General features: G+C 41.9%; 26 protein-coding genes and 1 pseudogene. 22 read left to right on the forward strand and 5 right to left on the reverse strand.

Annotation, left to right across the window (positions count from 1 at the left end):
- Nucleotides 1-22 precede the first annotated feature (22 nt).
- Together CTT30_RS07700 and CTT30_RS07705 are read left to right on the forward strand one after the other, a co-directional pair.
- The gene (locus tag CTT30_RS07700) at nucleotides 23-2,419 is read left to right on the forward strand and encodes a hypothetical protein (protein ID WP_252036560.1); all 2,397 of its coding nucleotides are present in this window, start codon (nucleotides 23-25) and stop codon (nucleotides 2,417-2,419) included.
- A 207-nt stretch (nucleotides 2,420-2,626) separates the two neighbouring features.
- On the forward strand, nucleotides 2,627-3,142 hold the full coding sequence (locus CTT30_RS07705) for a P-loop NTPase family protein (RefSeq protein ID WP_252036561.1): 516 nt from the start codon (nucleotides 2,627-2,629) through the stop codon (nucleotides 3,140-3,142).
- 159 nt (nucleotides 3,143-3,301) lie between these two features.
- Here CTT30_RS07705 and CTT30_RS07710 read toward each other — a convergent pair whose 3' ends face one another.
- Nucleotides 3,302-3,670, reverse strand: coding sequence for a DUF3693 domain-containing protein (locus CTT30_RS07710; RefSeq protein WP_252036562.1), 369 nt, complete (start codon nucleotides 3,668-3,670; stop codon nucleotides 3,302-3,304).
- Between the two features lie 133 nt (nucleotides 3,671-3,803).
- On the opposite strand from CTT30_RS07710, the gene CTT30_RS07715 reads away from it, so the two are divergent.
- The 15 genes from CTT30_RS07715 to CTT30_RS07785 all read left to right on the forward strand — a co-directional run bounded on the left by CTT30_RS07715 (nucleotide 3,804) and on the right by CTT30_RS07785 (nucleotide 14,267).
- Nucleotides 3,804-4,028: a hypothetical protein gene (locus CTT30_RS07715; protein WP_252036563.1), complete on the forward strand. Its 225-nt coding sequence runs from the start codon at nucleotides 3,804-3,806 to the stop codon at nucleotides 4,026-4,028.
- Nucleotides 4,021-5,280 carry a replication initiation factor domain-containing protein gene (locus CTT30_RS07720; RefSeq protein ID WP_252036624.1) on the forward strand — a complete coding sequence of 420 codons (1,260 nt, stop codon included), beginning with the start codon at nucleotides 4,021-4,023 and terminating at the stop codon, nucleotides 5,278-5,280. The genes CTT30_RS07715 and CTT30_RS07720 overlap by 8 nt, the downstream gene beginning before the upstream one ends.
- Entirely contained in the window at nucleotides 5,271-5,585 is a 315-nt protein-coding gene (locus CTT30_RS07725; protein WP_095562279.1) for a CTX-RstB family phage integration protein, read from the forward strand. The genes CTT30_RS07720 and CTT30_RS07725 overlap by 10 nt, the downstream gene beginning before the upstream one ends.
- Before the next feature lie 3 nt (nucleotides 5,586-5,588).
- A complete protein-coding gene (locus CTT30_RS07730) occupies nucleotides 5,589-5,813 on the forward strand; it encodes a hypothetical protein (RefSeq protein ID WP_019278125.1) in 225 nt (74 codons plus the stop codon).
- Between the two features lie 34 nt (nucleotides 5,814-5,847).
- Nucleotides 5,848-6,072 (forward strand): hypothetical protein, encoded by a 225-nt coding sequence (locus CTT30_RS07735; RefSeq protein WP_252036564.1) that lies wholly within the window; start codon nucleotides 5,848-5,850, stop codon nucleotides 6,070-6,072.
- 141 nt (nucleotides 6,073-6,213) lie between these two features.
- A complete protein-coding gene (locus CTT30_RS07740; protein WP_252036565.1) occupies nucleotides 6,214-7,482 on the forward strand; it encodes a hypothetical protein in 1,269 nt (422 codons plus the stop codon).
- Nucleotide 7,483: 1 nt separating this feature from the next.
- A complete protein-coding gene (locus CTT30_RS07745; protein ID WP_252036566.1) occupies nucleotides 7,484-7,828 on the forward strand; it encodes a DUF2523 family protein in 345 nt (114 codons plus the stop codon).
- A gap of 4 nt (nucleotides 7,829-7,832) precedes the next feature.
- On the forward strand, nucleotides 7,833-9,194 hold the full coding sequence (locus CTT30_RS07750) for a zonular occludens toxin domain-containing protein (RefSeq protein ID WP_252036567.1): 1,362 nt from the start codon (nucleotides 7,833-7,835) through the stop codon (nucleotides 9,192-9,194).
- A gap of 9 nt (nucleotides 9,195-9,203) precedes the next feature.
- Nucleotides 9,204-9,374 carry a hypothetical protein gene (locus CTT30_RS07755; protein ID WP_252036568.1) on the forward strand — a complete coding sequence of 57 codons (171 nt, stop codon included), beginning with the start codon at nucleotides 9,204-9,206 and terminating at the stop codon, nucleotides 9,372-9,374.
- 450 nt (nucleotides 9,375-9,824) lie between these two features.
- Nucleotides 9,825-10,286 carry a hypothetical protein gene (locus CTT30_RS07760; RefSeq protein ID WP_252036569.1) on the forward strand — a complete coding sequence of 154 codons (462 nt, stop codon included), beginning with the start codon at nucleotides 9,825-9,827 and terminating at the stop codon, nucleotides 10,284-10,286.
- Nucleotides 10,287-10,507: 221 nt separating this feature from the next.
- Nucleotides 10,508-11,386, forward strand: a complete 879-nt coding sequence (locus CTT30_RS07765) for a DUF4747 family protein (protein WP_252036570.1) — start codon at nucleotides 10,508-10,510, stop codon at nucleotides 11,384-11,386.
- Between the two features lie 8 nt (nucleotides 11,387-11,394).
- Nucleotides 11,395-11,823: a hypothetical protein gene (locus tag CTT30_RS07770; RefSeq protein ID WP_255906441.1), complete on the forward strand. Its 429-nt coding sequence runs from the start codon at nucleotides 11,395-11,397 to the stop codon at nucleotides 11,821-11,823.
- Nucleotides 11,793-12,041 (forward strand): hypothetical protein, encoded by a 249-nt coding sequence (locus CTT30_RS07775; RefSeq protein WP_255906442.1) that lies wholly within the window; start codon nucleotides 11,793-11,795, stop codon nucleotides 12,039-12,041. Before CTT30_RS07770 ends, CTT30_RS07775 begins: the two co-directional genes overlap by 31 nt.
- Nucleotides 12,042-12,621: 580 nt before the next feature.
- On the forward strand, nucleotides 12,622-13,881 hold the full coding sequence (locus tag CTT30_RS07780) for a hypothetical protein (RefSeq protein ID WP_252036572.1): 1,260 nt from the start codon (nucleotides 12,622-12,624) through the stop codon (nucleotides 13,879-13,881).
- Entirely contained in the window at nucleotides 13,881-14,267 is a 387-nt protein-coding gene (locus CTT30_RS07785; protein WP_252036573.1) for a hypothetical protein, read from the forward strand. The genes CTT30_RS07780 and CTT30_RS07785 overlap by 1 nt, the downstream gene beginning before the upstream one ends.
- 91 nt (nucleotides 14,268-14,358) lie before the next feature.
- On the opposite strand, the gene CTT30_RS07790 is transcribed toward CTT30_RS07785, so the two are convergent.
- On the reverse strand, nucleotides 14,359-14,727 hold the full coding sequence (locus CTT30_RS07790) for a regulator (protein ID WP_252036574.1): 369 nt from the start codon (nucleotides 14,725-14,727) through the stop codon (nucleotides 14,359-14,361).
- Nucleotides 14,728-15,036: 309 nt separating this feature from the next.
- Between CTT30_RS07790 and CTT30_RS07795 the strand changes: the two genes are divergently transcribed.
- The 4 genes and pseudogenes from CTT30_RS07795 (at nucleotide 15,037) to CTT30_RS07810 (ending at nucleotide 16,697) form a co-directional block, all read left to right on the forward strand.
- Nucleotides 15,037-15,375, forward strand: coding sequence for a hypothetical protein (locus CTT30_RS07795; RefSeq protein ID WP_252036575.1), 339 nt, complete (start codon nucleotides 15,037-15,039; stop codon nucleotides 15,373-15,375).
- Between the two features lie 252 nt (nucleotides 15,376-15,627).
- Nucleotides 15,628-15,864 (forward strand): annotated as a pseudogene (locus CTT30_RS07800) (ISNCY family transposase); the annotation flags it as partial.
- Between the two features lie 171 nt (nucleotides 15,865-16,035).
- Nucleotides 16,036-16,326, forward strand: coding sequence for a hypothetical protein (locus tag CTT30_RS07805; RefSeq protein WP_252036576.1), 291 nt, complete (start codon nucleotides 16,036-16,038; stop codon nucleotides 16,324-16,326).
- 2 nt (nucleotides 16,327-16,328) lie between these two features.
- Complete coding sequence (locus CTT30_RS07810; RefSeq protein WP_252036577.1) at nucleotides 16,329-16,697, forward strand: hypothetical protein; 369 nt, start codon at nucleotides 16,329-16,331, stop codon at nucleotides 16,695-16,697.
- An 83-nt stretch (nucleotides 16,698-16,780) separates the two neighbouring features.
- Here the strand turns inward: CTT30_RS07810 and CTT30_RS07815 are convergent, their stop codons facing one another.
- Nucleotides 16,781-17,788, reverse strand: a complete 1,008-nt coding sequence (locus tag CTT30_RS07815; RefSeq protein ID WP_252036578.1) for a substrate-binding domain-containing protein — start codon at nucleotides 17,786-17,788, stop codon at nucleotides 16,781-16,783.
- 208 nt (nucleotides 17,789-17,996) lie between these two features.
- Between CTT30_RS07815 and CTT30_RS07820 the strand changes: the two genes are divergently transcribed.
- Nucleotides 17,997-18,329 (forward strand): hypothetical protein, encoded by a 333-nt coding sequence (locus tag CTT30_RS07820; protein WP_239866442.1) that lies wholly within the window; start codon nucleotides 17,997-17,999, stop codon nucleotides 18,327-18,329.
- Between the two features lie 52 nt (nucleotides 18,330-18,381).
- On the opposite strand, the gene CTT30_RS07825 is transcribed toward CTT30_RS07820, so the two are convergent.
- Nucleotides 18,382-19,161, reverse strand: a complete 780-nt coding sequence (locus tag CTT30_RS07825; RefSeq protein WP_252036579.1) for a substrate-binding periplasmic protein — start codon at nucleotides 19,159-19,161, stop codon at nucleotides 18,382-18,384.
- A 135-nt stretch (nucleotides 19,162-19,296) separates the two neighbouring features.
- Complete coding sequence (locus tag CTT30_RS07830) at nucleotides 19,297-20,316, reverse strand: metal-dependent hydrolase (protein ID WP_252036580.1); 1,020 nt, start codon at nucleotides 20,314-20,316, stop codon at nucleotides 19,297-19,299.
- Nucleotides 20,317-20,328 lie beyond the last annotated feature (12 nt).

Here is a 20,328-nt window from a genome sequence, read left to right on the forward strand (position 1 = left end):
ACAACATCATAGGCTAATTAGCATGCAGTACGAGAATAATAAAAAATTCGTGAGAGCGGGGTACGCCCCAATTGAAGAAGAGCAAGATGGCGCCAATGCCCAACCTCAACAGCCAGTACAAGAGACGCCTGATCCTGAACCAGAATATGAAATCAACGTAAAAATCCATTGCACGAGCGAGGAGCTAAACTCTCTCCAGACTGGACAATGGTCTTTGGGGCGCACTGAGCTTGAAGCGCCAGTGTCACAATGGGGAAAGGAGGAAACACCAGAGAAAGAAAGTGTTCTGACAGCTCATTGCTTTCAAAATGAAGAAAAGGTGCTTCACCATGAACTCTTTGCCAAACATCATACGACTTGCTTCGACGTTATACCTAAACCAAAAGGTACCAAACACATTAACGCCGAATTTATACCGGTAAAGTTAGCGATAAAAGCAAACGAGAGTAAACTGGCGTTTCCGACAGAGGGCTACTTTTATCACTTCATTAGTGGAAAGCTAAGCCGTGAATATCGTATAGCGGGAGAAGGGCGTTCAACGTTTCAGGCAACCTTATCTGAAGCCTCGAAACTGAATGACGATCTGTTATCGCCAAACCAGTTAACGAGTGTCTTGCTGCCATATAAACGAGAAGATGCACCAGCACCCGATCAACATTTTCTATATCGCTTGGAAAAACTTAGCCAAGATCAGCTAGATGCGGTGACCACTCAATGGCTCGACGAACACGCACTTAAACTGGAAATGGACGACATTGTTGCCGCAAGAACGTCAGCATTAGAGAAACGACCTGAAACAGAGCAGGGCGCTGAAGTATGGCCCCCTTTAAAGCAGTTTAAAGCCGTTCACCCATTTGGCGATATATGGGGTCAATTCAAACAACATCAGCTTAGTGAAACCATGGTTAATGTCATGCAGAGTCATTCTATTCCTGACAATGTTCCTGTATTGATCCTCCCAATCACGAAAGAGGAACAGCTACGCCAATACTGTACAAAGTTTGACAACTTTATTTTCTTTTTTCCAAACTCCCCTAACTTTGGTGAGCAAGGAATTAACCTTAGAGCCATTAATGAATTCAAAAGTTACTTCAATAAGCCACCAAGATTTATAATCCTCACGGACGATGACGAGGAAAGTACGGGCTTTACTCAGACGGTGAGCTTCAAAGCCAAATGGAAAGACGACTACAAAATAGACAGTCAACTACAATCGTTTTATCAAGAGTTTGGCGGTGAAGGGGCCATAGTCCAGAAAAACGCAAAAAATCAAACCGTACTTAAGCTCGCATCTAACATTGAAGGTTGTCCAACCAATGCGTCTGAGCTAGGTGAGGCGCTAACAGCATTTAGTGAAGGTCAAGCGGTAGTTTACACAATGTCCGATGATACCCACGGCCCAGAAAAGACAGGGTTATTTGAAAACTATTCCGAATACCCACTTGAAGGCACTTTTACTTTCGTTCTCACTCAAGAAGGTAAAGATACCGCACAAGATAAGTTTAAAAAGCTTTGCCCTGACTGGGAACAGCAGTCGTTTGACTTTGAAAGGCTTATCGATGAAAGAACTCATCGAGGTAAAACCCTATTATTGTCTGGTGCAAGGGATTCTTATGCACAGGTTGCAGACTATGATTCCGGTGAGGTTATTGAGGTACACATGAGGGATAAGGATCACAAGCCCGATAAGCGTACAATTTATGAAAATGGCAAAGAAAAAGACTACCCGTGTGGCATAGATGACAACGCAATTTATCGAACACTGATTTCCGACAATGCGATAAAAGAGTCTGAGTTACCTCAAGCTATCCAGCATGGACTTAACTCGATACTGAATAACGATCAACTTTATCTGGTTTACAACTATGGTTACCATCAGGTACCAGCAGAACATCGTCAAGATCTGATTGAAACACAACACTACGCATTCGAAAACTTGAGTAATAAAGCTGTTGTACTTGTTGTGGGAGACAAACACATCCCTGATTTGGGCTCTTATGATTCTATCTCTATTGATAGCCCTGATTTGATTGAAACTCTCAACAGTCCTTCAAATAGGGCTCTATTTGTAACAGTAGGTAGATTGCCGGCTAGTGTAAATAACTACCTGATAAAGAAAGTTAACCTAGTTTTAGCTGAAGGAAAAGGTTCAATATCAATAGCTCAAGAGTTTGGTGTCAACTATGTCATTCTTCCTCAAGAAAGCGGTCTAAAGACAGACTACCATTCCTCTGGAAAAGAGTTAGTCGAATGTTCAAATAATTTATATACCCCTTGTGACGGCGCCAAGTTACTTAGAAAAATAGCAGAGGGGGCTTACGCTTCATCATATAAAGCAATGTGTAGCGAGCAAAGCCTAATATTAGAAACCTTCTCGGGCTTGTATCAAAGTAGTTTTGGACCTTTAGACAAAGCTTAATTTTTGAATAACGAACACATTGACATTGCTCAGAGTGTATACGAGGATGAAAGTATGAATAGAGATCTTAAACGCCACTCAAACCGAATTATCATCATTCCGTAGGAATGGTGGGAATCAGTACGCGTTAGATTTTTAAAACCCACCGAATCGAGGTGGGTTTTCTGTATCTGCCTCGTGGGGTCAGTCCTACAATAGGGAGGTAACATGAAGAAAATCGCAGTTTTCGGCAAGCCAGGAAGCGGAAAATCAACGCTGAGCAAACAATTGGCACGCGAGACAGGCATTGAATTGCATCAACTTGATTCGATCGTCTACAAGAAAAATGGTGAGCAGATTGATGCAGAAACGTTCAAAGAAGCCCATAACAATATCCTCGAAACCGAAAGTTGGATAATAGACGGACTTGGGCCAATAGAGTCGTTCAACCAAAGACTAGATGAAGCTGACACCTTGGTTTACATCGATCTTCCGTACATCACGAGTTATTGGCTAGTCACCAAGCGGCTTTTAAAAGGGTTAATAGTTAAACCTGAAGGTTGGCCAGATGGAAGCTCAATCTGGAATGGCACAATCCAAAGTTATCGATTCTTAAATCTCAGCCCAAAGTTTTGGAATGACAAGTTCATGCATAGGTTAGAATCCATTTCGACAAACAAATCTCTACACGTCATCCGATCCATTTCAGAGTTAAACAGCTTTGCGCGTGACCACATCAAGTAATGAATTTAAGAAGATTCGTAATATACAACTTAATCATCGATAGATGGTTAAGTTGTATATTAGGTATTTTATGGTAAATCCAATTATGTTGAATGGATTTCAAAAAGAGAGGAGTAATGGCAATAAAAGAGTCAGATTTCACGTAGATTAGCATTTAATTTAACATAATATACATAATGCGCACTTAGCTAGGGCTTCGTTAGGGCTGCCAATCCACAACATCAAGCCTCCGCAAGCCATTGATAATCCTTGTAAACCACGCCCGTTAAACTTTTTTGCAATGTTCGCCCACAGCGCTTGCTCCTGTGGCGTCTTCGCTTTATCTGCGGCCAAACCGATTAACACCGTTTCTTGCTCTTCACCAATGGTGTCCGCAATCATAAGTGCCAGATTTTCTTTAAGAAATGCACGGCCTTTTCTTATTTCTGTAAGCATTTGAACACTAATACCCAAATCAGATGCGACTTGCTTATATTGGACGTAATTCATGTGCTCTTTATAAGCATCGATGAGCTTTTCTGTGTACATTTCTAAACTCCCTATGAGTCCCAATTGTGATCATTCTAGCTTATTAGTACTGAAATTCCTGTATGGACAGTACAGAGATTATTGTATTAACTAATACAGAAATTCCTGTACTGAACCGTGTTAGGCATTGCTTATGAGCTTCGCATCAAAACCCACTCGTAAAAATCCCGTGTACTTTGAGCACCACGCTGATGGCTTTTGGTGCTCGATTGATGGCATGCCGGAATACTTCAAAACCAAACACGAAATGTATCTCTATGCGTGTGAGTCAGACCGTGAACTGATTGAAATTACACACGAAAACGAGCCTGAACTTCGTGCCAATGGCGCTTTTGATAGGATCTTTCGTGATGAATAGAACGGTGATTGATTACGTGAGCTTTTCCGGCTCCCCGCTCCTTTTAGAGCGCTGTAAGAAAATGGCCAAACAACGTTTCTGCCTTGAGCAAATCAATGAGTTTGAGTCTCAGAACGCAGTGGCTATCAAGCATCGTGAGCAAACCCAAATCATGCACTTTGCGGAAAACTTGGCTCAGGTCTTAGGCTGTGTTGAGTCGGAAAACTTCGCTAATCGTGATTTGTACTTTGCTGCGCTGGATAAGGAACTGGTCGAGGCAGATTTGGTGGTCAACACCGATGTGTCATTTAACCAGTGTTACCAGCATCTTATCTCCAATATTGGTATCGATATGCTCGACACGCTGTGCCACGGGGAAATCGAATCGTTTCTTGAGCTGCTTGAAAATGAAATCAGCTATGAAAAGTCCAATGTCTGGACATTAGAACGTCGAGGTGGTTTTTCAGGATATCGCTATTCTGCAAAGTTACTTTGCAATGGCACTCAGGCCGGATTGGTGGCTTGGGGTGCGGCCAACTTTGGTTACTACGTGTCGTTTTCAGGGAAAGGCTGTGAGGCCATTAACATGGAAGCGTTACACAAGGCACTGAAACAAATGGTGGGCGCCAAACTGACGCGCGTTGATTTGGCACTGGATGACCTTCAAGGCAACGTATCCATTAACGATATCAAACAGAAATACATTGATGGCGAGTTCATTACTCGTGGTACGCCACCAAGTTGGGGCGAGTTCTGGGGTGGTAAAGGCATGAGCAAAGAAGACCGTAAGAAATGCGGCCTTGTCCCTGATGCGGGTCATACCTTCTATGTGGGGGCTCGTGAGAACGGCAAGGTTTTCCGTGCTTATGACAAAGCCGCGCAAATGAAGTGTGAAGAGTACCCAAACTGGAACCGCTTTGAAGTCCAGATAGGCAATCGTTACAGGGTCATTCCTCTCGATATTTTGATTGAACCTGACCCCTACTTTGCCGGTGCTTACCCTGCCCTTGCCTCTTTGATGGATGACGTCGAACCCATTCGGATTTCAACCACCAAGATTCAGTTTATGACCTCGTTCGAAAATGCGGTCAAACACGCTCGCGTTCAGTACGGGAAGCTGGTCAATGCCATGCGCCAACTGTACGACGACGATGCACACATACTCGAAACCCTCACCAAGGGCCTCGAATTAACAGACATCCCCGACCGCATTAACTTTCCAGTCGGTCGGGACTTCCATCTAGAAAAAACTGGAGAAATATTATGCCATTAACAGTTGTTGTCATCGGTTGTGAACACTCTCAAGGTCTATCCAAAAAGGATGACCGTCCTTACAACTTCGCGCAGGTGAACTACCTCGCCCCTAATGAGGGCTGGAAATCAGAGAAAGGCGAATGTAAGCCTGTCGGGTTGGTGCAAAAGCAAATTGCCATGAACCCTAACCCGTCTCTGGTCGCTGCATTTAAGGAGCTGGAAACGCAATTTCCAATGACGTGTGAGCTTCATCTTGATGCTGACCCTCAGAATCCGGCACGAAACATTGTTGTCGATATCAAGCCCGTTAGTGGCAAGGCTTAACGCATGGCTAAGTGTGTAATCGAACATAGCGGCTACTTCATCAGTTCACCGAATCTGTGCGATTACATGATTTTGACCGCTGAGGAAGTCAAAGAACTAACGCTGACTACCTCAGGGTCACTCACTATCGATTCTGACCTTTATGTGCAGCTGTCAGGCCAATTATTACTGTCATTTGTAGCGGGTCATGTGTTGGGACGAATCGTAAAAACTATGGGGCGTAAATAGCCCTAAATTACTCACTAACAACGGAAATCTCACTATGAAATACTTTAATACAGTTAAAAAATACTCTAAAAAAGCGGCGCTTGGAGCAGGTATGCTTGTCGCTTCTGCGTCAGCATTTGCAAACGAGAACCCAGTCACTGCCGCACTGAATCAAGCGATTGCAGCGGGTAAGGCCAACTATGAGATTGTAGTTATCGGTATCATTACGCTTACCGCTCTTGGCTTTGGTTTGGGTCGTATTACTTCTAGCATGCGTTAATAGGGCTTGCACGTGGTTAGCCTTATATCGGACGTAATGACGATTCTTATCGCCATTTCAATTTTTCTAGCGTTCTTATTTGGCTTTACTTCTGGTGTTAACGCCTCCTGATTCGGGGGCGTTTTTCTTCTGGGTTCTTCTATGCGCAGCGCAATCAATACTCTTCTCGTTGTCCTGTCTCTGATGGTTGCCTTGCTTATCTCCATTCCCGCCAAGGCTTCTTGTCCTATTGGCATCGAGAATAACAGTGTTAATTGGATTTACAGTAAATACGGTGACAACCCTTATATTTGCTCCAATTCTTGTAAATCTGTGTTGAAGGACATTTCTCTCTGTCTTGTTGGTAACGACAGTTGTCATGGTGATTTTGTTACCAACGGGGAGCCTTGTCCTGATAATGATGGTGTGGTGCCAGGTGGTAATTTTCCTGACCCTGATAACGGTGGCGGTGATGGTGACAATGGCGGTGGTGATGATGGAGGGAATGATTCCAATATGCCCGCCAGTTTAAAGGCGGTTTGGGATGCGGCCATGAGTCACAGCTATGAGGTGTCTGATAATAAAATACTGTCACGTGTCAGCCTTGAATCGGCCAGTTGGAGCCAACAAACGTTTGATAAATTAGAGCAGCTTCGCACTGAACACTTTGCTGATATGGATGCGGCATTGAACACCATTCAGTCTAATTCCAATTCTATTGCCAGCAAGATGGACAGTATCAATACCAAGGTCAGTACGATTGCGACCAATACTAGCAGTGCTGCAACGAACCTTCATCAAATCAACCAGAAGATAGACGGCATTTCATCACGCGATTACACCGACACATTAGACAGTATCAACGCTGAAATTGGCTCACTTCAGGGCACGATTAAAGGTGAGATTAGTGGTCTTGAATCGACAATTAATAACCAAACCAGTTCACTCAACAACACCATCTCAGGGGTACGCAATGACCTCACTAATGCGATATATAACAGTGCCACCATGTTTGGCAGCAATAACGATGTGAAGGATGCGGTTAACGGTCTGCGCACTGGCCTGAATGACATTAAAGACGCACTCTCTGAGGGTGATTACGAGCATCGTGCACCAGAAGGCGAAATCGACTTTGGTGATATGCCTTTGTATCAGCCTAGTGCTATCGAGGAGCTAGAAGCTGAGACAAAGGAGCTGGAAGCGCAATACGATGAGAAGGTAAAGCAGTTTAAGAACGTCTTTAGTCTTGATGAATCCAGACTAAAGAACGGTGAGTTTAACAACCATTCGACTCAATTCACCATTGCAAGCGGTCAGACGATAACAGGTATGTCTGCCGTATTTCCTGCATTGGTAAGTGTCTCCCATTGGATTGCGACAGCGATCCTTTTTGTCGCCATCGTTGCTGGCGTTCGTCAGCTAGGTAACTGATATGGAATTTATTTTATCTCTTCTTCAAGGTCTTGGTGATGCTGGTCAGACGGTGATTGATTTCTTTTCCAATGCGCCAAACTGGTTCGAGCAAATCTTCATTTATCTCAACGCTTGGTATGTAAAGATTCGTCTCTACATGCTCATTAAATACATTGAAATGTCTTATCGGACGGCTGAGTTCTTACTCAATGAAATCGGCTTTGCTGAGTTCATTATTTCCGCTTTCAACGCTTTGCCTGGAGAGCTTCGTTACTACGCATTTCTTTTCAAGATACCTCAAGCAATTAACGTTTATTTCAACTTTCTCGCGACTGGCTTTGTCATGAAGATATCGAGGATGTAACTCTATGGCCATACGTATCAGAACGGGCGCCAATGGCGCGTATAAATCTTCTTATGTAGCTTACTTTACGGTCTTGAAGGCATTGAAAGCGGGTCGCGTGGTGGTGACGAACATTCAAGGCATGGCACCACTTCATATCATGGAACAACGCCTTGATATCAAGTTCCCTTCAACCAGCAAATTAATTCGCATATCGAGCAAAAATGAGCGGGGGTTGGAGCTGTGGCAATACTTCTTTTGCTGGGCTCCTCTGGGGGCTCTGATTGTTATTGATGAGTGTCAGGATATCTATTCTCCAAAGGTTGGCTTTGATATCAAAAAGATACGGTATAGACCGCTTCAAGAATTCCTTCCTCTCTTGCCTGAGGGATATGAGGATTTTTTCAACTCTCGCTATGTGCCGGTCAACATGGAGGAGTTAGACCCGTGTGATATTGATGATTGTGGCCATGCTGAGTATGACGAACAAGGCCGGATTATTTATCCGTTCACCTTTAATGAGGGGTTCATGCGTCATCGTCACTACAACTGGGATATTGAACTCCTTTCTCCTGATTGGAAGCAAATTGACTCTGGTATCAAAGCCTGTGCTGAGGAATGCTTCTTCCACAAAGGGCGTGATGGTTACTTCTGGGCGAAGCGTAAGCCTTACATCTTCCGACATGACAAGACGGTCACAACACCGTCCATTCCTAAAGGCTCGCACTCGAACTTAACCACGCAAAAAATTCCGCTTGATGCGTTCCTTTTGTACAAGTCTACAAGTACCGGAAAAGCGCAATCATCCGGTCAGATGAACACTCTTTTTCGCAGCCCTAAGTTTCTGGCGGTCTGCTTGGTTATCATTTTTGGTTTGGGGTATTTAATTTATGCGATATCCGGTTTGGTTAATCGTCATTCTGAGGAAGATACGCAAACGCAAGCGGTTCAGTCTTCGGATTCCGTTTCCGCGCAAGCTGATGAGTCTAGTGAAGCGAGTGCTCAAAGTAATTCTTCTGTATCTAATGGTGGGGATCGGAATTCGCCTGACGGTGGTGCCCTTAATCCAGATGCTCGTTTAACTATGCTTCGCAATATGCTCGGCATTTATGACATTCAATCACTGTACTACACAGGCCATTCCACCAAACGCAGTGATAAGGGCTTTGATTTCTTTGTCACATTGGAGGCTGTGACACCGTTAGGTACTTATCACCTTAATGACTCGTTCCTGACCGCCAATGACATTCAATTTATTCACTACGATGACTGCTTTTTAAAACTGACTAAGCAAGCGGCCAGTCTTAATGTCTTTTGTAAACCCGTTCTGAGAGAGCCGATAGAGCGCGGCTCTCAGTCTGGCTCACCTGAAATCAAACTCTTTTGAGGATCTCTTATGGAAACCATTACTTTTACTGAAGCAGAAATTGAGTTCATTATTGAATCGTTCTTCTTTTATAGCTTTGCTGGCGTGACCGCTGCATTACTTTTCTATGACTTCACTATGTGGGTCCTTGGGGAGACGGCCAGACTCGTTAAGTCTCGATTTAAAGCCCCGCAGGGATAAGCAATGCACGAAGTGCAAGCGAAACACCAAGCCGCTCGACTCACTTTACAATGGCTTCATTGGTGGGCGGCGCGGTCAGTGCACATCACTTGATAAAGGAAAAATAACCTTCGTCCTGCCAAGCCTCTGACAGTGTCTTAGTGAATGCACAATCGAATGCGACATGGACGAGGACATATTACATCTAAGCTTAGCGAGTGCCGAGCAAGCTTACCCTTCCATGCTTCACCTACCCGAACACAATAACAGCACCAGTGAATAAGCGACGACGACGAAAACTGAGGAGGAGAAGCGTTGAGCTTGGTGCGTCATTGTCATACTCCCCTACTCCTAGATCTTACAAGCTTTAGGTGATCAATGATTTAATGCAATTGGTTTGATATTTAAATCCCTTTCCTGTAGAACATTTTCGAAATCAATAAATCAACCACATCTATAAGGGAAAATGAGATGTTTAAGTATGCATTCCTGCTTTTGTCATTGGCTTCACATCTAGCGCATGCCGACTTAATTAAACCAGATGATCAAGATTACTGGACCGTTGATGGCCTAGCTCACTATGTAAGGTCCAGAGAAGATGACAACTACTATGTTCGCTTCGTTTCAAATCACAATAACCCATCGGTTGTCGCTTTTGCCGGCCATGGACGTTTCTGTATTGATGAGGGTCAAACCACCAAAATGAAAGTTCAGTACCAATGGGTTAACTTTATTCAGCGATGCTCTTCTGGACGTGCCTATTGGATACCCAAATCACAACAAGGCATTAACTTCGTCAAAAAAGAGTTCTCAGGTAACTCAGACGTGCAAATCATGTTCAATAACGTGGTCTACTCTTTCTCCACAAAGAAATACACGTCTGTTAGACAGCATTGGGAAAGAACGTTAAAGACGCTAGGAAAAGCACTCTAGTGGTGGGCTGAGTACGCCCCGTATAGTAATACGGGGTGAAAGTCTAACTCTGAACTTTACTGTACATGCAAACAGTACTATAGTAAGCAAGAGGATTATTGAGTGTGTGTAGATATATGATCTAGAACATAATTTAAGCAGTACTGTCTTTTTAATGTATCTTTCATAGATTAGAGTAATGCAACAAATAGCACACCTCACTGTTTAATAAGGTTACATCAATGAAAAAACTGTCATATTCAGCATTAAATATTGTTAGTCATCCTCACTCACCAGAGAACTATATAAACATGTTCTTTGATTTAAAAAAAACTGACCTTGCAATCAAATTACGTGGTGATACCTATGCTACTGTTGTTCATATAAACAGGCAGGATAAGTCTATAAAAGATGGACCTATTCTTGGTGAGATTGTTAAGTACACGCATATAGATAAAGACGCAGACTGGTATGACATAACCTCACAAGAGGTTGCTACAGAAAAAGATTTACTAAAAATTAAATCTTTACCAGATCATTTAAAACCGAATATGTCGAGATTTAGTTTTATTTTCTACCCAGATTGTCATTTAATGATTTTTGAGTCTCTCTACGAAGGTCAGGGGTTTAGCCCCAACTATGCTCAAAAGCTATTTGATTCTATCTTCAATAGTCCTAAATTCACTGATAAATACGGAGATGTTAACGTGACCGTAGTTCCTGAAACGGACGCGATCGACAATGTACTTTCGTTATCAGGTATCAAATACTTAAGAATGGTCACTAGCATGCCTAACCCTGATACCTTAAAGAAAGCTGAAGAGAAAGTTAAAAAACGACTCTCGAAAATAAACGCAATTAGTGAAGAGCGTATTTTGAAATCGACTCGTGAACAAGAGCTTTTATTGGATGAAATCACCAAACTTGAAGCTAAAGTTGCTGCTAAAAATGGTGAGGTTAATCTGAAAAGGTACAATGAATCTGGTAAGAAAGAAGAATTTAACACAAAAGAACACGCTCTAGTAGAAGACAACTTTTACGATCCAGCAGTTTCTAGCACTTATGATGAGTTGATTAGAATTGCTGAGAACATAAAGAAACGCGTGCTCGAATGGATTTAGTAGGAATTATGTCTGAGAACCCCACTAACATGTTTAAGAAGTATTGGTCCTCTTATGGTGGCTTTAAAGCCATTTTTACGAGTGGCTACTTTTATGCTTCGGTGCTTTTAGCAGCCGTACTTTATCCTCATTGGTCTAAAGTGGGTTGGTGGGATTCTGTATTAAGTATCATGCCGAACCTCCTTGGCTTTACTCTTGGGGGGTTTGCAATGTGGGTAGCCATTGGTGATGAACACTTTAAAGCGACTATTGCAGGAACTTCTGAAGACGAAGATGCGTCTCCGTTTATGGAAGTTAACGCGACATTTGCGCATTTTATATTCCTCCAAATCGTTTCTATACTTTTGGCTCTCATTAATAAAGCTTATGAAATAACGCTGCCATATGACCATATATTGGTTACATTGTGGGGGGGAATCTTAATACGGCCACTCTAGTATTTTATTACTTTTCCTATTTCGTATTTATCTACGCCTTGGTATCAGCGTTAGCTTCTGTCATTGCACTATTTACCGTCTCGTATTGGTATGATGATTATCAATCAAAGGATATTGGCGGCAAGATTAAGAAAATGTTGGCAGCAGAAGAAGAAGAGAGAAAGCTTCGCCAGAAAGTAGCAGATCTTCAAAAGAAATTAGAAGAAGGCAAGACGTAGAGTCAATTTTATGTACAGCTTAGCTGTTGTATTTTCTATTTATCTATAACTTGTAGGCAAATAATTTACCGTGGCAAGTTTTCAATGTTACTTAGGTTCGCTCTAAATTGAGCCATCATGTATGCCCCCACTTTTCTATATGATGAGAGGTTTGGACAAGAGTGAAATCTTGAAGAGAACTTATACCCTCACTGATTAATAAACAACCTCCCCCTTATTATTAAGGTGATGTCACTATCCTTTAATGGAGCTAATACACCTAGCTAGCTTTATAAGCTTTGTGGATATTTTAATTTCGAATTCTGAATTGATCTTCTATTTTCCATTTAAAATCCCATCCTGCAGTCTCTATGAGACAATTCAAACCTTTAATACTTTACATTCAAAATTTTGAGGCTTTCTACCCTATAAGAAGTTATTCGATTGAATACCACTCAAAACGCTTAAACCTTCACTATGGTTGTTTGGGTTGTCAAAGTGCCCGTTTGATTGGTGAAATGATCACTTCATCTTGCTGGTAATTATAAATCATTGAAAATATTGTTATCATCCTCTTTATTTTTCAGTCAAGTCGATTCCCATGAGATATGAATCCGCTCCTGTAGCACCAGGAGTCAGACAAGAAACCACAAGAGAGCGTGCAGCACGTCAACGCCTAGAACGTAAGGCCGAATTAACGTACTCAGAAAGTGATGAACAACGATGGGCAGAAAACCGAAAAAGAGTCATTTCTGAACGTGAAAAAGCAGCACAAGTATTTGAACTTGGTTGGATGCAATCGCCTGTAACACAATCCCAAGAGGCGTTGTGGGCGAGCCTATTTACGGCTGAAACCAAAGAAGAGCAAAAGCTGTATATCAAGCAGTGCAATACTCATTTGAATGAGCCAGTGCGTCAGGGAGAGATTGTTTTATTACCCACGACAGAGCCGAAAACACCAGATGACCAACGCTTATTTAATGAATGGCTAGAACAAGCCAAAATTGCCAGTGCTGAGTTAGGCAAGCTAGCGGATGAAGAAGTCGCCACACTCAATCGTCACTTTGATTTATTCTCTCATCAGCTCGATGAACGGATCCGTAATGATGGGTTGCCTACAGATTACTATGCACAAGTGGCAACCGGAGTAGGAGCAACCTCAGCGTTGGTCGAACAGAATCTGAAAAATATTCAGAATGTGTTGTTAGAAATCAATACTCTGCATGTTCAGCACCTCGAAACCAAGCGAAAAGTAGGCTATGTCAATAATAATCGATTTTTTGAGCAGCGTGCCGCCTTATTTAAAAAGCTGGATGGCTCCTTTGCGATGTTGTCTAAACGCAGTGTTCAGCTTCCCATTCACACGCAAGTGAAGCGCAATCTCAAGCTCTCCTCTAGATCAATGGTTCATAATGCCGATGAAATTCTCAAGGCAGGGTTTGTCAAAGATTTAGGGAAACGGATCGGCAATATTGCACTTGGTATTTCAGCGTCTAAGGGCTTAGGTTACATCGGTCTCACTGTTGGAGCGGTAAGTGGAGTCGATAATATCTATGAGGCATGTAAGGTCGATAGTACGGGGAACTGTGGAAAAACAACGACCCGTGAAGTATGGGGCTTTATTGGCGGTTGGTATGGTGGAGCTAAAGGTGGTACTGCGGGTGCTTCACTGTTTGTACTTGCTGTTGGTGTGACAGCTTCAGCTCCTGTATTGGCCGTTGCTGCAATAGGTGGCGCTGTTGTAGGAGGCGCTATCGGTGGTGTAGTAGGATCTACAGTAGGAAAATCTATTGGAGATGGGCTGTATTTCCTATATGAAGCTGCAGATGACGTAATAGCAAGTATAGAGGAAGAAATCTAATGGCTTGGTACGAGTTGCTTTCTGCTTCTTTAGGCTTGATTTTTGGAACCTATGCCACCGTTTGGGCTATACCTGCTGTGATAATGAATGCGATTGTCTCTCTAGGTAGTTTTAGACATATTATTTTCATGGACAAGCAACTCGCGAAAGACCTTGATAAGTACTACGACGATTATGGCTATATGCGTCCTAAATATCAGTTGTCTTGGGAGATAGCTAGCCGATGCTTTGATTACTGGTTCAAGTATCCATTTATACGTAAACGCTCAACCACCAAATCAATAAAATTTAAGGTTTTTATGTGGGTAAATGCGTTAGGGATGTGGAGTTGTATTATTCTTATCCTGAATTTAATTTTCTTAAAGTTAACGGGGTTTATACCGTAATTTTATTAAGTGGTACAAACTCTTAATCTTCACCAACATTAATGCTAATAAACCGATTCCCCCTTAATTTGGGCAAGGGGGAATTACTTCCCTATCCTTTTATGGAACTAATACACCTAGCTAGCTTGATAAGCTTTGTGGATGTTTTAATTTCCAATTCTGAATTTATTTCTAGCAAAGCAATACCTGCCAGTATTTGCTGAGGTGTCACTCGTTGTCCTGTAGGCAGTTCTAATAGATGGCTTCGAACACTGAAGCCGAACCAATCGTCATGATGCGATAATTCTAGCTTTTTATGCATCCTCATAAGCCTTTTACACTCTCTCGGTATCTCTTGTCCTGCGTCCCACTTCTTGATGGTGCTCACACTTTTAAAACATAATTTCGCAGTTTCTTCGATGGATAAGCCGCATTCAAATTCACGAAAACAATAATTTTTTGTCATTTCGTGATACTTCATGATTTACTCTCGCTAAAGTGCAAGAGTTTATTAATTCATAAATTAATGTGATACCAGTTCCATTGAACATAAGGGCACATAATGCGCACTATTGATGGTATGAACAACATAACTCAACTATTGCCCATCATCGTTCTTCTCACAACACAACAAATAATTCCTTTTGTTTATACGCGTTATGAGATCGCTTCTGTTGATAACTGACTGTTATGGCATGTACAATTCACGATGGAAAACTAAAAAGTCTACTCGGTGTTTCACATCGTAGTTTTCCTGTCTATTCGCCGTTGATTTTGTTGGAGTTCTTTAATGTTTAGAAAACTAATTTTTTTGTCGCCCTTGCTATCTATGCCAGTGGTTGTAAACGCTGAAGTTGTAACCTGTGATAACTCGGAAATTGTTCAGGTATATGTACAAGGGAAAAGAGACGACAGCTTATACTGGCAAAATAGTTTAGTCATACAGTATAAAAACGAATGTGGCGGCAAAAATTGGACTCACACAGATATAGATAGTAGAGCTATGAGTGGTTTTTTGTCTGTTGCACTCACCGCCAAAACCACGGGTAAAAAAGTAAATGTTGCAGTAAACACGAGTAATCCCAAGCCTCATTCAAATGAACTGGCTTTTATCGGAATATCTGACTAAAGGGCTTTCATTTAAACTCTCTATCCGTAGCAAATCTCCAAAAAAGGGAGCTCATCGACTCCCATTTTATTTGATAGTCCCGCACCTTTCTCTACCACTATACGGTCAACGTATAAGTTGTTGCAGTCCTGTAAAGATGCGTTGGCTGAACCAGAAATAACTAATAGAAAACTTTTTCATGTATCCAAATACCCCTAACAAAAAACTTCAATTATACATTGTAAAAGTAATTGCCTTAGCTCTATACATAGGTTTGTGGATTTCGGCCCGGCATTAGCGCAAGAAAAGTTATTAGAAAACCATAACTTACCCGTTTCCAATGAGACCTTGCGTCAATGGATGATCGCCGATGGTCTCTGGGTGCCACACTCACAACGTCAGCCTCGCGTTTACCAACCTCGTTATCGCCGTGATTGTTTAGGAGAACTGGTTCAAATTGATGGCTCACACCACGATTGGTTTGAAGGACGCAGCCCTAAGTGCAGTCTCAAAGAAAGGTAATAAATCATTCAGCCTAGTTTGCTAAGTTGGGCTAAATCCCTCATTTATGAAACCAAGCACACACTTTGTTCACACAAACCTCTATATCGCCTCTGAACATTTGATATAGTTCTTGCTTATCATTTACTTAGAAGAACTATTTATAAAATAGAGGTTGTCATGGCTACTTCACTTCTTACGTCAGCGGCAGAACACATTTACGGCCGTGTATCTGGCAAACAAGATGCCAATAAATGGTACAAAGTCCTTGTACCTGAATTACGTGAGGCTTTAGAAAGAGGCACTCCTATTACCGATCCGCAAGTTAAACGGTTAATCTCGCCCATCAGTGAGCTTCCATCATCCGGTGCTAAACAAAGAAACTTTGTTCGACGTTATATGCAGGACAGAGATTCTATGCTGAAGTTACCTCGAGATCCAAACACCATGATGTACGGATATTGGTGGTAAATATGATCAAATGGGGAGTAAAAATTGCCTTTATTTTGGCAACTATTTTTATTGTTAATGATGTGGCGTTACTCGGTGATCCAATTCAGTTTATCGATTTAACTAGCTTTATGATTGTTATAATTCCTACCTTGTTTGCAACAGCTGTTGGTTACTTAAGTTCTCGCGTTGTAGCAATTCGGTGCGCTATTTATGGGAGTGTTGTGAGCAGCTTGTTAGGTGTCATGATTGGTGTCATCCGAACTTTTGGAAATGTTTTTGGTGATACAGAAGCCATATTTGTGGGTCTGAGCGTAGCATTTCTCCCACTATTTTATGGACTTATCATTGTTCTGTTACTGCTTCCATTCTATCTAAGCAGCGAAGATTAATAGTAAGAAACATCTTAGACACTTAGCATTAGATATAGGGGTTATATCAGACCGCCCAATATTGGGTGGTCTTATTTTTCTTGTTAGTGCTTAGTGCAGCTCTGATAATTCTCGGGGGTACAGTAAGTCATCGGGATATACATCACCTCCTCTACTGGCTGCTCATTGGCAAGCTTATAGAGAGTTAAGATGGCTTGCCTACCCATTTCATAAGGGTTTTGACCTATATTGACGTGCGCTAAATTATCTTTTAGGTATTCCAATTGCTCTTGAGCAGTGTCAGCCGTGATTATAATGATTTCTTTGTTTAGTATGGCATCTTTGTGAGGTGTAGCAACATCTCTATACTCTTCTAAAAACTGAGCCCAGCCCCCTACTGCCACAATTGCATGGATCTTTCTTTCTTGATAGGAATTGAGTACGTTCTTAAGGTCTTCTAATGCTCTATGAAATTGACCAAAATTGTATAGGGGTTGACTGAACTCTGTCCAGCCATTTTCGCCTTTCAAGCGCTCACCTGGAGGCGTTAAGTACTGCTTTCCTGATAGCGCTGAGCGTACTCCCATCACTCTTAGGTTTAAATTTGGTGAATCTGGACGTCCACTTTGAATGATCACTGTACCACCATTAGGGAGTTGAGATTTCAGTTGCTCACCTAACGCCTCTCCTAATTCATAATCATTAGTGCCTATATAAGCAGCTCTTAATTCTGGATAGCTAGCTAGGGTTTCTTGTGCGAAGTCTGCGTCATAAGTGATTACTGGTACACCGAACTCCTTTGCTTGTTTCATACTATTTTCAAGCATAAACTCCGACTGAGATACAGCGATGGCAATGCCATCTATTCCCTCATCTAACAATTCAGCAATGATCTTGTCTTGCTTTCGCACATCAACCGATTTGGGACCTCGATAAATACACTCCACATTCTCTAACTCTTTGGCCGCAGCCATGCAACCTTCCCTACTGGCATCAAAGAATGGGTTGAGCTCTTCTTTGGGTACAACGGCAAAGCGAAGTTTGGCTTCGGATATGCTGATAGTACACAGTAGTAGGCTGAGAGTTATTACGTTTCTAACAAAACCAATCATATCGGCTTGTTCCCTTACAAAACTAATAATTTTACTTGTACTGTAAAAGTTAGCTCATAACGTGGAATTTTGGCGATTTCTCATATCTGTAATGTAAAACTGTGTAAGCATTACTTTTTGATATTCAATTATTTTGATAAGGTTTGCTATTATTGCTTATGCATTGAAGCTCACTCCGTGAGTAAAACACAAATATAAGGTTGCATCCATGGAAACCATGCCTCTTCCAGACAGTAAGGCGATTGCTTGTGAAGATCATTTGATCATCTGGTTTTGGGAAACCCATTTGCACAAAAAAGGGTTGGCACAAAATGTCATTTTGGCTGAACTAAAAAAACTTGGTGACTTACTAGTCAGCCTAAGACAAGATACGGCCCACTTTTTATTGCCAAGTTCACGACTCGAATTAGTGGTGGACATCGTGCCACATACATTGTTGCTAGGTGATAAATTCTATGAGGAGCATTACTACTTTGTTCAGGAAATCCGAGATCTAATAGACAAACAGGACCAAAGCCAGTTACTGTTTGAATACGCTTAACGTTAGTCCTTTACTTGCAACATTAAAAAGTGACACTGTAACTCACGGCAAATCAATCAATATACTTATCCTTCTGTTTTAAGAACACTTCATCTCTAGATGCTTCAATCGCTTCCCATATTTTTTCTGCAAGTTCTGGATTTTTTTTAACAAATTGATGACTCAATACCAAGTAATAATTTTTGGTTGTGATTGCCGGTTCAATTTGTTTAATGTTGTTCATCTTTTGGCTACTCAAAAACTGTTGTGCCATTGTATCTTGTACAGCAATTGCCGATAAACGTTCTAATTGAAGCATGGTAAACAATTGCTCCGTTGTTTTTACTTCATGTACTTTCAATTGCTTTTTCTTTAACTCTCTGACGATAGAAAAGCCTAGGTGGGCACCGACTTTTTGATCTGTATCCGCTAAGCTTTGTCCATCCCATTCCAAGGTATGATTTTGCAATGTATAAAAATAGTAGCCTATGGTTGCAATACGCTTACTGGCATCAGGCTTGTTATCACTCATTGGATAACTAGCATATTGTGCACGCTGTGTATTGAAAGAAAAGATGAAACCCCCATCGACTTTTGCCGTCCCTATATCTTGTAGAACTCGCTTTCCAGGTAGGCGTACATATTCAATGTTCAAGTCCAATTGTAATGCAACATGATTGATTACATCCAATGCTAGTCCTGGAGGATTAGCGACACTAGCCCCATTCCCCATCTGAAATGGATAAGATTCGACATCCGAGTATGCCAGTCTAAGAGTCGTTGAGGCCCAAACGGAAAGAGACATGGAAGCGGCTGCCAAAAATAAACAAAGTCTGCGAGTAAAGTGATTCATACGCTTTCCTTTTTATCTAATTAAAGAAAGCATAGAGTGTATTGGTATGAATGTCCTGAAATTCTTTACCGTAACAAAAATGTATTATTGGGTGTTTTACTGCTCCGCCACAGAGCTGACAACACAAAGGATTTGTTATTCACTAGCACCACCTCCGAGACCGAGCAATATCTCCCAAAAATCTTGCCTCTTTGTCGTGAAATGCTCTCTGTTTGTAACATATCGAGCATGCTGTTCTGGGGCTAAAGAAGGTGAAAGCTTGATACTCCACATTGGGTCAAACTGGTTAGGGATCATGGAATAGCGGACATCAATAACACTCAATTTATCATTTGGATGTAGGGCTAGATAACCGTTTGAAAAGCGGCGAAAGCGTTCAATATCTTTAGCCTGTTGTGAATTCTGTTTGAGCCATGGAAGATCTCTATTAATATCTAACTTGGCAATTGATTCCCCGCTGTAAATTTTGGCAGATCTACCTAGCCTAATGGCGTCTACGTGATAGTGTCCGTTTGTTTCATAAATCACTTTCCACACCAGTATATTAGCAAAGCTCGGTTTCACCTCTATTCGGTTTGGAGAATGATTTCGCTCCTGAGCCAATTGCAAGCCTTCGTTGTAAGCTCTTTCTTTTTGTATGATGCCCAAAGATAGATAGGTCAAACCCCATAGCAAAGCAATCCTTGCTCCCCAAGGTGTTGGCTTTCGAAACGTAACGGCAAGGCATATCAAGATCGGAAAAGTAAAAATGGGGTCGACCACAGACACCATGTTCCATGCATACCGCTCTTGAGTAAAAGGCCAAAGCAACTGAGTGCCATAGGACGTACAGGCATCAAGCAACGCATGGGTACTATAACCAAGTGTGCAATATAACCAACTTTGACCAAACGCTAGCCCACACCTTCTAGCTAAGAGCCAATGCAAGACCAAAGCACAAAGCAAGCTACCGAAAGGGATAAAGAAAAGTGAATGAGTAAACTGTCTATGGTACTCCAGAAACAATAAAGGATCGCTAGAAGAACGAATCAGCACATCCAAATCTGGTGACATTCCTGCAAGCAGGCCTAAACCACCGGCAACGAGTACGTGTTTTTTATTGCATACTGACTGAGGCAACGCCGCCCCAATTAACCCCTGTGTTAGCGGATCCATCTTTCTCCAAGC

Origin of the sequence: Vibrio coralliilyticus (assembly GCF_024449095.1) — a bacterium.
In the GTDB taxonomy this organism is placed as follows: Bacteria; Pseudomonadota; Gammaproteobacteria; order Enterobacterales; family Vibrionaceae; genus Vibrio; species Vibrio coralliilyticus_A.